The organism is Flammeovirga sp. EKP202, from assembly GCF_014534745.1.
Taxonomy (GTDB): Bacteria; Bacteroidota; Bacteroidia; order Cytophagales; family Flammeovirgaceae; genus Flammeovirga.
This window is the reverse complement of record NZ_JACVVP010000048.1, coordinates 1-13,075: the sequence shown is the minus strand read 5'-3', so window position 1 is coordinate 13,075 and position 13,075 is coordinate 1. Positions and strand designations below refer to the sequence as shown.

7 protein-coding genes are annotated in these 13,075 nt (G+C 33.6%); 2 read left to right on the top strand and 5 right to left on the bottom strand.

All coding sequences use genetic code 11. The annotated features are described in order from the left end of the window. Positions 1–55: 55 nt before the first annotated feature. The 5 genes from IC221_RS22665 to IC221_RS22645 all read right to left on the bottom strand — a co-directional run bounded on the left by IC221_RS22665 (position 56) and on the right by IC221_RS22645 (position 10,653). Positions 56–1,717 (bottom strand): hypothetical protein, encoded by a 1,662-nt coding sequence (locus IC221_RS22665; protein WP_188171132.1) that lies wholly within the window; start codon positions 1,715–1,717, stop codon positions 56–58. After that, a complete protein-coding gene (locus IC221_RS22660) occupies positions 1,689–3,563 on the bottom strand; it encodes a hypothetical protein (protein ID WP_188171131.1) in 1,875 nt (624 codons plus the stop codon). The genes IC221_RS22665 and IC221_RS22660 overlap by 29 nt, the downstream gene beginning before the upstream one ends. A 96-nt stretch (positions 3,564–3,659) precedes the next feature. After that, positions 3,660–7,646 carry a hybrid sensor histidine kinase/response regulator transcription factor gene (locus tag IC221_RS22655; protein WP_188171130.1) on the bottom strand — a complete coding sequence of 1,329 codons (3,987 nt, stop codon included), beginning with the start codon at positions 7,644–7,646 and terminating at the stop codon, positions 3,660–3,662. Between the two features lie 313 nt (positions 7,647–7,959). Continuing rightward, positions 7,960–9,027, bottom strand: coding sequence for a glycoside hydrolase family 26 protein (locus tag IC221_RS22650; RefSeq protein ID WP_188171129.1), 1,068 nt, complete (start codon positions 9,025–9,027; stop codon positions 7,960–7,962). An 81-nt stretch (positions 9,028–9,108) separates the two neighbouring features. Next, entirely contained in the window at positions 9,109–10,653 is a 1,545-nt protein-coding gene (locus IC221_RS22645; RefSeq protein ID WP_188171128.1) for a sulfatase, read from the bottom strand. Positions 10,654–11,008: 355 nt separating this feature from the next. Here IC221_RS22645 and IC221_RS22640 point away from each other — a divergent pair, with 355 nt between their 5' ends. Both IC221_RS22640 and IC221_RS22635 read left to right on the top strand, forming a co-directional pair. After that, positions 11,009–11,155: a hypothetical protein gene (locus IC221_RS22640; protein ID WP_188171127.1), complete on the top strand. Its 147-nt coding sequence runs from the start codon at positions 11,009–11,011 to the stop codon at positions 11,153–11,155. Between the two features lie 51 nt (positions 11,156–11,206). Then, positions 11,207–12,826, top strand: coding sequence for a sulfatase (locus IC221_RS22635; RefSeq protein WP_188171126.1), 1,620 nt, complete (start codon positions 11,207–11,209; stop codon positions 12,824–12,826). Positions 12,827–13,075 lie beyond the last annotated feature (249 nt).

The window sequence follows — 13,075 nt, the reverse complement described above, 5'->3', positions numbered from 1 at the left end:
TAGACAAAAAATTATAAAATAACACACAAAACCAATTTAACTTGAATCAAAAGATTTATAATTTTAGTAACCAATCTTCTTGAAAAAAAGGGGTATCATAATAAACATGAGCCAATATTTTTAATGATCTAAAGCGTTCAAATGGTGTTTTATATTCTAAAGATTCAATACTCTCAGTGAGAACTTTATTGGAAAAATCAGAAAAATCGTCTTCTATTTGAATATTTGTTATCATCAAACCTTCTTTAATCTCTTTTTCAAAAAGAGTTATTTCAAAGTTAGGATATTCACTTATGTATGGTGTAAACAATTGAAGGTTTGTATCCTTGTCAAGCAATTTTTCTTTAATTATTTGATAATAATCCTCTCTCTTTAGCAACACTGAAAACTCAAGTAAGATATATAATAAACAAGTTGATGAATCACAATAATTTTCAGGTCGGTAATGATTAACTAAAAGATCTATAAGGTTATCTTCATTGTTAGAGTATTCGGGTAATACCGAATAATTTGCTTTGATAAATAATAAGTTCTCAATGATTATTTTAAGAAAATTAAGAGCATATTCCGTAGATTTATTTTCAATGAAAAAGGTAGCAACATTAACTAAAAAAATTGATTGATTATCTTTTAATAATATCAATCCATCTTCGTTATTATCAATAATCTCGTTAAGTATTTCGCAGTAATCTTTTGGATCTCCAATTGAATTTGAAAGGTTATTTCTAAAGTAAATACATAGATGGTTAACATAACTAATTAATCTTAGTGAATATCCTAATTTTTCAAATTGGCCAGTTCTCCCAAGAAAAAGTCCTCTCTTTTCTTTTGCCAAATCTAATGACTTCGAGAAATATTCATTTAACACACTATTAAATAATTGATAGAGGATTTCAAAACTATTTAGAATTGCTTCTTTTCTCTGAAGATTTTTTTTCAATACCCATGACCAAAGTTGTAAAACTTGAAATGAGATACATTTTTTCCCAGTTTCTAAATTATTGTTCTCTCTTGAATAACTGAAAATGATATTAGCTAACAATAATTGAGTTGCCAGGAATTTCTTAAGTTTTCTTCCATCTGTAGATGAAAACTTATCTATTTGATGATATATTAATTTCTCAAAATGTTCATAGTAACCCTCTCCCAAATCCAGAAGAACCAATACTCTCTTAAACAGCCGAATACTCTCTGAATCAGATAATAGATATTCATTAAACAAATAATCTGTAAATAAATCAGTCAAATGGTGTATATCCCAATTTGTAATTTCAATGCCTGGGTTTTTTTTCATCATTTCATCAATGAACCCTTCAAACTGGGGTTTAAAATTTCTTTTAACTTCTCCGTTGTGAACAATAATAATTGATGTATTCATATCTGAGAAACCCCCAAAGCTTCCATTTACAAAAGGAGTATCTATTGCCTCATAAATTGACTCTCTTATTCCATCATTCTTGTTAAAAGAAGACGATGTGATATCTCTATCACTATAACCCTTTAATTCAAAATAATACTTTCTATTATCCTTAACAGCAATTATATCTTTACCATATTGTGGCATCCCTTTAGAATCCTCAGCTGTCGCAATTATTCTAAACCCCATAGTTGATAGTAACAAAGGGAAAATTGCATCTAATTCTTTGTCTTCTTTTAGAGAGCCTAAATAATCTCTTACAATGTTTCTATTAAAATTGTTCATTAGTCCAGTCTTCATTTATAAAGTATGACAAATAATAATCTACAAGAGGCATATTCAATAATTCCATAGAAATGGATATTGATGAACTTATTTTACCCGGTTTTGATACTTGTTCATTTCTTTCTGACTTCCAATATGAACCTCTTCCTATCTGAACAGTTTGAATAATTTTTGCTAAACTATTTTTTTCATTATCTTTTTGATAACCTCTCATATCATTATTTAGTCTCTCGTTATTCTTCTCTTCAAATTTTTTGTGCAACTGAGGAAATAATGAATAGGATGAAAATTCTTTAATTTTATGTTTTTTATTTTCTAAGTTTTGAAACATTTTAGATTCCTCTTCTAACTCATTAAGAAAAGATAACGTTATTTTTTCTTCATCTAGATATCGATTAAGTTTATCAAATAAAGAAACCCCATAAAAAGTGATTGATTCTAAAAACTTAGTTTCTAGAAATAATTTCACTTTATCGTCATTACATTTGAATAATGGTAATAATAAATCAAAACCTTCAAGGTAATTCAAATAACAACTAAAATTTGAAATACATAATATAAACCTTATCTTATTTTGAGTGGTCAGTTCTTCAACATCAATTATAAACTCTTTATCCAAATCATGAATACTTTTCAATAAAAGGAAAGATCTAAATCTTGTCTGACCAATATTACCTAATAAAGTATCAATCAAAAGATTTTTAAATCGTACTTCTTCGCTTAAGGATAATAAAAATTGGATAAAATTATGATTGTTAGTTACCCCCAAATTAATAGATTCAAATAGGTTCTTTAATATCTCTATTTTTCTATCTACTGTAAAAGATTCCAAGACAACTCTCATTTGTACATTAAAGTTCGAAACCTTCAATTCTAAACTACAAAGTAGTTCATATTGTAAATCTTTATCATCACAATAATTTAGCAAAGCTTCAAAGACTGAATTACCAAATTCACTTTTTTTAGTTAATTCGAATAGTCGCTCTCTGACGATGGTTAAATGATTATCAGATGTGATTTTTGAATATAAGAATAAATAAAAGTAAGGTAAATAATCAACTAACAATCCGTGATCGAGTTTATTTTCAACTGTAGATTTGATATTCATAAAGTCAATATCCAATAAATTGGGTAATTTTATATAAGACTCTATCAAAACTTTTGGGTCCTTACTTTTAGGTAAGGCATCAACAATATCATTTTTGATATCATAATAATTCTCATTTACTACTATTTTACTTATTAAAAAAAATACATTTGGATATTTATCCATATTATCCCGTATGAAGACACAAAATTCTTGGACATCATTTTTCTCTAGAATCAATGAATTGATTTCATCTGAAATAATATTTGAGAAATGATCTCTATATGAATTAAGTAGGAATATTTCGTATAAGCTTGCTGAAACGTCTGTTGTTAAATTAATTCCTGTACCAATAACAAATTGTCTAATAAATATTTCTTTATCTTCTAATCGAATAAAGACAGAGTTAGTATCTAAAAACTCTTCAAAATAGTTAAAAAAGGAGCTTGATTCTGATTTATATAGTTCGCATAAATAAAACAGCTGAACTTGGGGTATCAGGATTTGAAAGACAGTTTTATTTAAATAATCAATTACAAACTTAAGAGCATCTAAATCCGAGAAGGATATATTTTCATTCTTGATAATTTCATTTTTCATCTCTAAATGAAATGCCAATACCGTTACAATAAAAGAGGTACTGATTTCCATTCCTTTTAAAGTTTGGTCTTTATTCTCAATAATCTCTTTTATTTGTGGATAATATAACTTTTTATTGATTAGTGAATGTTCAATTATTTTATCGTAGGAAAAGATTGAAGTTTGATTTGTCATTATAATAGAGCTTTAATTCTGGCTATGAAACAAATCTAACACTTTCCTTTACAAGATTTTAAGTTTAAATAAAGAATTACCGTTCTATTTCAAACATCACCCCTCCCCATTCTCCTTAATATAAACTGAAGGCGTCACACCAAACTGATCCTGAAAGCATTTTCTAAAGTATTTCAGATCGTTAAAGCCCACTTCATAAGTGACTTGTTTGATATTGAGTTCCCCCTCAAGAAGTAATTCACTGGCTTTTTCTAGCTTTATTTTTCTGATAAATTTACTAACAGAAAGGTCAGAAACTACCTTGAATTTTCGGTACAATTGTGTTCTGCTGAATCCGAGGTCTATTGCGAATTTATCTACATCGTAATCCTCGTTAGTGACGTTTTGTAAGATGACTTCCCTTGCACGAACAAGAAGTGGATGTTCTTCAGATGGAGAAGTTTCAACCTTGTTTTTCTCTGATGAAGAATATTTTGCGATGAGTTTTTTGCGAGAGTTCAAAAGCTTCTCTACACGTACCAAGAGGTGTTCCGGATTTAATGGTTTTGGGATATATGAATCGGCACCTACTTTTAAACCTTTCAAGCGGTCTTCATGTTCCGAGAGAACGGTGGTGAGAATGACAGGAATATGGTCCGTTATTTCGTCTTTTTTGATCAAATCACAAAAAGTAAAACCGTCCATTTCGGGCATCATCACATCAGAGATAATGATATCAGGAATACACTCCACGGCTTTATCATAGCCTTCCTTACCGTTGGTGGCTTCTATCACTTTGAATTGACCATTTAATACCGATTTCACAAACGTTCTGATATCAGGGTTATCATCAATCACCAAAGCGATGTTTTCATCCTTGGGATCCAGGTTTTCAGAAGTCAAAGTATCAATTTGCTGGAGGACTACATCATTTTTGTAGATGCCTACGGTGTCTTGACTACTAAGGTCTTTGATTACTTTTTCGTCAGCTTTATACACGTCATGAAGTGGTAACGATAGTATAAAAGTAGCTCCATTTTGGTTTTTATTGTTTTTGACTTCTAAATTCCCTTTGTGCAGAAGTGCTAAACGCTTAGAGTAATTCAGCCCAATTCCTGTCGAATAAGACCTGTTTTTATCTCCATAATAACGATCAAATATTTTATCAATGGCAATAGGATTAATTCCTTTTCCTTGATCAATGACATGAATAGTAAGCCATTCTTTTTCCGTCTCTACTTTTAATTTTATGGTCCCTGAAGTTGGGGTATATTTTAAAGCATTTGACAGTAAATTAAACAGAATATCCTCTACAATAGCTTTATCAAAATAACACTCCAAAGGAACTGTCGCTTGTTCCAGTTCTAGCTGAATCTCTCTTCGGTTGGCTTCATAAACAAAAGCATTTCGCACCTCTTCGATAAAGACATTGAAATCTCTTTTTTCAACATTAAGGTGCTGTTTAGTTTGCTCAGAATTCCCAATATTGATCACTCTATTGACCAGTTTCAGCAATCGATCTGCATTATTATACATGATCAAATGTTGCTCGAAAAAAGGATCATTTTCCTTTTTCTGCTGAATCAAAGACGCTAATGGACCAAGAATCAAAGTAAGGGGTGTTTTGAATTCATGAGAGATATTGATATACAGTTTCGTTCTCAAATCATCCAATTCATTTTTCTTTTGCAAATCCAATCGGTCAATTTCCAACTGATGTAAATGATGAGCCTTGACCAACTTCCTTTGAGTGAAAAGGTAAATCAACCCCAATACCAAGCAGATATACAAAACAATCGCTACCGGATGTCTCCACAAAGGAACGGCAATGACCACTTGAAGATCCAAAGTATTTTCAGACCAAATACCTTCCCCATTGGTCGATTTGACTTGAATATTATATTCCCCTGAGGCAAGGTTATTCAATTCCAAATAACTCACCCCATCAGGCAATGTATGCCACTTCTTATTTAATCCCGACACTTTGTAAACGTATTGGATTTTATCTTGATTCAAATATTCCAGGTTACTGAATCCAAAAGCGATGGAATTTTTGGCATAAGGCAACTCCATTTTTGCCTTATTTTCTAATGCTGATTTTATATATTCATTGGAATGATAAAATACCTTCTCACCTCCAATCCACACCGTTTTGACAGTTGGAATGCCGTGATTTTTTTGAGTGTCTAACTGATTTGGAGAAAATAAATCAATGCCTTCTGTACCCCCAAACATCAATTGTCCTTCGGCTGTAATCCCCACCGCATTGCTGAAAAATTCTTTATTCTCTAAACCGTCATTTGTAGTAAAAATGCGAGAGTTCTTATTTTCGAATTGAGGATTAATGTTGACCAACCCTTTTGAGGTACCCAACCAAATATGTCCTTTTCGGTCTTCCGTGATAGATTCTACACTAAAGAAAGTATCATCTGTATTAAAATACTGTCTGAAGCTTTGATTATCATAAACCGTCAATCCATCATCTGCCCCAATCCAAAGTAAAGCATTTTTTCCTCGGAAAAGGGTTACACAAAAATTACTGGACAAGCCATCTTCTACCGTATAATTTTTCAAGTTGAGCACTGTATTGTCTTGATCCAAAACTGCCTTAAAAATCCCTGCTCCACTGGTAGAAATCCAAATTTGCTTCTCTTCTACTAAAATGGAGTGAATCGGTTTTCCTTTACAAAAAGGCTGATTGATAAATAATATCGATACAAACTGATCGGTATGAGCAATGTATTTGTAGACATCTCCAGTATAGGTTCCGAAATATACATTGCCAATTTTATCACTTGTAATCGTTGTGATCAATGGTGTCTTTCCCTTACCAAAAGGGTTCTTCAAGTGCCTAATCTTTTTGATTGTCTGATGCTCCAAATCAATGTCATCAAGGTCAAAGGTGTACACTCCTCCATTTCCTTTTTTGGAGAGCCAAACTTTATTGTATTTGTCTATTGTTAGCGTATTGAGCGTGGCATGATCGAATTTCTTTGTTTTTAGTTTAAAGTAATGGTCTTTTGATTTTTGATAATAATAAATGCCATCCGCCCAACGATGAAAGAGAAGATCCCCATTTTCTAATGGACAAAGGTTGGATACCGCAAATGAAAGTTGGTTTAATGCTGATTCCTCTTTTTTAACCAAGTTTTGAACATTGAATAATTGATGTAATCCTTTTCTTCGTGACCCTAACCATATCAAATTTTTGGTTTCCAAAGCACATGATATCGGCATTCCTATTGTCTCATTTTTGGGTTCGATAGAAGTGACTTCTTGGGTAAATATATTGATGCTTTTTAATCCATCATTGGTACTCAATAATACGTTTTCTTTGTTCTTCGATAAAGTCAATTGATAAGCTGAAGCTTCATACACTTTGGTGTATTTATTTTTCTGATTTGATGTCACATAAACACCATCTCGTTCTGAAACCCAAATCCTCCCCGAAGGGTCTTTAAGCATTGAGTAGACATATTGGTTAATGCCTTCAAAGACCTTTGAAAAATGTTGTTCTCCTTCTGCTTTAAATAGTATGCCGTTTCTAGTCCCTAAATAAATGCCTTTGGAGTTTGATTCGAGAAGGCATGTAATCGTATTATTGGTGAAAACTTTTTCTGATTTTTGATCATAAACTTTTATCGTATTGTTATCAAGGTTGAGTTGTGCTAGCCCGTCATTTTGTGTTCCTACCCAAACTTGATTTTCTTCTTGATCAAAAGAAATGCATAAGGAGTAATCAGTAATAAAATTGTCCCTTGATTTACTCCAATTATCATAACTGTAATCATTGAGGTTGATTCTGAAAATCCCATTGTTGTTCGTGGATACCCATAGGTCATTATCAAACAGATAAAGGTCATTAATTTTTAAAGCTAAAAATGCTTTGTTCAACTGCCTAAATGAAACCACTTCCTCCCCATCATATCTATACAATCCTTTCCATGAGGCAAACCAAATAAACCCTCTTTGATCTTCTACAATACTATTGATGGTAGAAAAAGGGGAGTTCTCCACTTGCTCTAATTGGTCAAGCTGTATAATGCTTTTCCCGTAGCTGAAATTGATGATAAAAAATGATATTACGAGTAGTAATTTCCGCATATTTAAGGGTTTCTGTCCTAATGGTTCAATTTAATAAAATGAGGGTTAGGGATGGGGGATTTAGGATTTTTTGATGAAAAAGAGAAGCAAATTTATGCTTCTCTCTTTGCTGTCCGTCTATAAGTAGTCACCCTATTTATTGTTATTTTTTTAGAAGTTAGAGACCTCTTGTGATCTTTAAAACACAAGAGACGCTGACGCTTAACTCTTGCGCTAGGTGATCCGTCCCGTTTCTTATAGATCTCCCAATTTCTAACACAATTTATTTTTCTTGCGGTTCGGTGGGTTGTCGCATAGTACCGCCCCTACGTGGTTATGGCTTTTTATAAATGTTGATCTTGTTGTCGATAAAAATGGTAGAGGGACTTTTGTGAAATTCGACGAAATCATCGTAATAAATATCTCCTTTGATCGGCACCCAATAGCCTCTTTCTTTGGAATTGTTTCGCCATGTGAGGGCAAATGTAATTTGTGAGGCTATGGGGTCATTAATAATCGGTTTTAAAATCATCTCTGTATAGAATTTTGGATTGTCACAATTCTGAATTCCATTTCTGTAGCCAAATTCTGTTAGCGCAGGAATCTTGTTGTGAGCATTGGCAAATTCTACTGTTTTTTTGATAGCAGTGATGAAATTATCTGGAAATTCTTCTACACCTCCATAGAAATCTACACCACAAATATCGACATAATCATCTCCGGGATATCTATCGTCATATTGTCCTTTTGAAGGAGAATAGGCGTAGAGAAAATTGTGTACTTTTTTAGCTTTGAGGTAATCGACTGTATATCTCCATACTGAAACGTACTCTTCTGGAGTACATGATTCATTTCCCCACCAAAACCAATTTCCGGTGTTCTCATGGAAAGGTCTAAAGATCACGGGAACTTTTACATTATGAGCAAAATCAGCAATCTTATCTAACCACTCGGTATACACTTTATGGGCCGATCCTCCTGGCATAATTTCCACCATGGCATTTCCTTCTGTATCATAAACTCTTCCACCTGTCACGGGATTTTTCGCATGCCAACTTACAGTGATGATCCCTCCCATTTTGTAGGCTTTTTTAATAATGCCTTCATATTTATGGAAATTATTGGGTCCAAAATCATAACCAAACAACATAGGATAAGTACCATAACCTGACTTTACATCAGACCTATTTTTGACATCTTTATGATCCACCCACGGTTCTGGATAACAACCTGCTAGTTCTGTAAAATGATGCCCAAAAATAAATCGATTATCCTTAAAAGATTGAAGGTTTTGATAAAGTCTTTTTGTTTCTTTTGTGGCTTTCTCATCAATTTGTGCTTCTAGATTAAGTATTCCTATACAGAAAAAAACAAAGGTGCCTATTATTGTTTTTATGTTCATATTTTGAATGCTATGTTTTTTTATGGTTTGTGAGGAGGTCAGGTGACGTTGGAGCACAACGTCACCGCAAAACACAATAATTTATTTCACTTGTTTCCCAAACTCCCCAAAAGCATGGGGGAAAGTAGAAACCACTTCTTTCATATACCCTTTCATCTCTTCTAATTTAGCTTGATAAGCTGGATCATATGCAAGATTATTTTGTTCTTTAGGATCTGCTTTTAGATCATACAACTGATCATCATCATAATACCCTGGGAACTTCGCCTGACCATTGTATCTGTCGTTTTCTTGTTTCCCTTCAATCGTAAATTCTTTTCTATTCTCCTTGGTAATTTTAGCTTGAACATCATTAGGAAAACGAGTTGCTAAATATTGAAAATCTTTTGTAATGATAGCTCTTTGATAGACTACTTCAGAATATAAATAATCTCTTCCCAATGTTTTTCCTTCCATCAAATGAGGCAATAAGTCAATACCATCCGCATGATAATCTTTTGGTAAAGTAATGCCTGCGGCCGAAAGTACAGTAGGCACAAAATCAACCTGAGAAGTTAACTCATTAATTTGCTGGGCTTTTTTGATTTTACTTGGCCATGAAATTCCTGCAGGTACCAAAGCGGCAGAAGTATAGCAAGTCATTTTTCCGGTTACACCATGATCGCTTGCAAAAACAATGATGGTATTTTCTGTCAAGTTTAGCTCATCCAGTTTCTTGTAAATAGCCCCAATTCCTTCATCCAACCATTTGATTACAGCATAATCTATAGAAAATCCCTCATCTAAAGTTTGTTGGATTAAATCGGCTCTCTTTGGCATATATTTTCCATCAATACTTTCCTCCAATAATCCGTGAGGTGTAATTCTAGAATCTGCCTCCATAGAATGATAAGGGCTTGGAACGTGTGGAATAGTGGTATTAAAAGATAAGAAGAAAGGCTTGTCTTTGTTTTGGTCGATAAAATCTAAACCTCCTTTAGTGATCCATTCTTGATTGTGAACTTGTGCTTCTTTTGGTAAAGCTAATGCATGAAGGTTATTACCATAAACGCTTTCGACATATTCAAAACCACTTGCTTTTTTAATGTAATTGACTTGCTTTGCATAAAGTTCTTTAAGCTGTTTTGCTACATCAGGATCAGTTATTTTTTTGTCTAAATTCAAATCCTCATATCTCCCTTCCACTTCAGGTTGGCCATTGTGCCATTTCCCCACAAAACCCGTAGCATATCCATTTTCTTTTAATAAATGAGCTACTGTTTTTTCAGAACCATGCTCTTCAAGGTCTCCATTCCAACGAATGAAAATAGGATTATCTGTTGGAAATTCTTTTAAGTAACTATTACATCTTGATGCATATCTACCCGTCAATTGTCCATACCTTGATGGTGTACAAACCGGCGCAGATACATAATTTAAGTTGAGCTTAGCCCCATCGTTTACAATCCTATCCATATGGGGAGTAGGCATATCACAACCAAAAGCACTCATCTGATTGAGCTCCATATCATCCACATAAATCATGACAATATTGGGCTGAATGCTTTTCACTTGTGTTTTTGTATGGGGTGAAGAGCAACCAAAAATGGAGATAATAAATAAGGTATATAAAAAAGTTTTCATCATTTCATTAAGATTAAAATACCACAAAATTTGATATCACAATACTAGTTTGTCTGTACGTTTTCGTAGGGGGAATTGGGTAGAAAAACAAGGGGATTATTGTACCAAATCCTTGATTGGTGGGAAGTAGGGTGGTATTTGATTAGAAAGCAGGACAAATCTCCCTCTCACTTTTTTATTTATAATAATTAGAAATCAGGAGATTTCTAGTGATCATTGGGTACGGATGTCGCTATCGCTTAACATCCGCGCCAGTGGTTTTGATTTTCCATAGCGCAAATGTTAAGCGTAAGCGTCATTTGTGCTTGACTGATCAAAAGAAGTCTCTGACTTCTAAAACAATTTATTAAAAATATTAATGGGTTTATATCATTATGCAGGAGTAGTAATTCATTTACCTCAAAGGGGAATTCCGTTCCATTTTAAAGGGGTTGGCAAACCAAACACTTTAAAAGCAGTTCGATCACTTTCTGAATTAATCGAGAATATCAAAATTGTATTATAGTTAGAAATTAAAGTTTCTGAATCCGATTTTATATTTCAATTCTGAATAAACATGAAACATCTTTTTAAAACTACAACTTCTATCTTTATTTTTTTGTGGAGTTGTTCAAAATTAACCCCTTCAACTGCTGAAAAGGATCCACCTAATATCATCTACATTTTTAGTGATGATCACTCTACGAAGGCAATCAGTGCTTATCAAAGTGGAATTCTAGCGAAACAATTTCCAGACCTTACTCCTAACATCGACCGATTAGCGAAAGAGGGAATGATCATGAATAATACGTTCTGTACAAATGCGATTTGTGGACCTTCACGAGCGGCAGTTTTGACGGGAAAGTTCTCTCATATAAATGGCTTTTTTAAGAATGAACATGGCGGCGATTTTGATGGTTCTCAGGTGACGTTTCCGAAGCTTTTGCAAAAGGAAGGGTATCAAACTGCAGTTGTAGGAAAATGGCATTTAGGGACGAAACCTACGGGTTTTGATTATTCGAAAGTGATGATCAATCATGGTGGTCAAGGGACTTATTTTAGTACCGTATTTTTAGAAAACGGAAGGGATACTTTGACTGAAACAAAATTCCATTCGACGAGACAGGTGTGGGAGGATGCTCACGCTTGGTTGGATCAAAAAAGAGATAAGTCAAAACCATTTATGTTGATGTATCAGTTTAAGGCTCCTCATCGACCTTGGGATCCTGCTCCTGAATTTGAGAATGAGTTTAATGACATTGAAATTGCCGAGCCTGAAACTTTTAATGATACTTATGAAGGTAGAATAGCAGCCTCTGATACTTGGCAAACGATTGAGAAAAACCTCAATAGAAGAGATCTTAAGGTACACCCTGAAATCCCAAATAATTTCACGAAAAAGGAACTAAAAAAATGGTATACTGAAGGAAATAATAATGAAGTGGTTTGGGCTCCAAATACAGAGGTAAAAATGGATGCTCAACAGTTGAAAAAGTGGAAGTATCAGCGATATATCAAAGATTATTTACGTTGTGTGAAAGGTGTTGATCACTACATTGGTGAGTTATTGGACTACCTTGATGAAAATGGATTGGCTGAGAATACGATTGTGATTTATTCTTCTGATCAAGGTTTCTATTTAGGCGAACATGGGTGGTTTGATAAGCGCATGATGTATGAAGAATCATTGAGAATGCCGTTTATTATTCGCTATCCTAATCATGTCCCTTCAGGAAAAGTTTCAAATAAATTATCTATGAATATTGATGTAGCTCCTACTCTCTTGGACTTTGCAGGGGCAGACATTCCAGAGGAAATTCAAGGGCAATCCATCAAACCTATTTTAGAAGGAAAAAAAGTGGCAAATTGGAGAGACGCTATTTATTATCATTATTACGAATTTCCTTATTGGCATCATGTCCAACCTCATTACGGAATCAGAACGGAGCGTTATAAGTTGATTCATTTTTATTACAATCCTGAAAAAAAGAAGGGGGAGTTTCAAGATAATTGGGAGTTATTTGATCTAGAAAAAGATCCTAATGAGTTGAATAATCTATATGGGAAAATGGGGTATGAAAAATTGACGGAAGACCTGAAAAATAGATTAGTAGTGCTTCAGAAAGAATACAATGAGGATACGCCAGAGGAAATGATGAGGAAGACGGATGTGCATATAAAAAGGGTGTATGAATAATCCCCACGTAGGGGCGGGTCCTATGTGACCGCCCGACGAACCACAAAACAAATCGATTAAAACATCAAAAAACTCCCTGAGGTATCATTTTTACCTCAGGGGGTTTTCTTTTGGTCTGGATATTATTAATTAATAGGGCAGAAGAAATGGGATGCTTCTTAATGAAGAATATAGAATAAATGGTAGTGTATTATGGTTCGCGGGGGCTGTCGCAAAACCATCAAAAATTCCAAATACTCTTCATTTTTA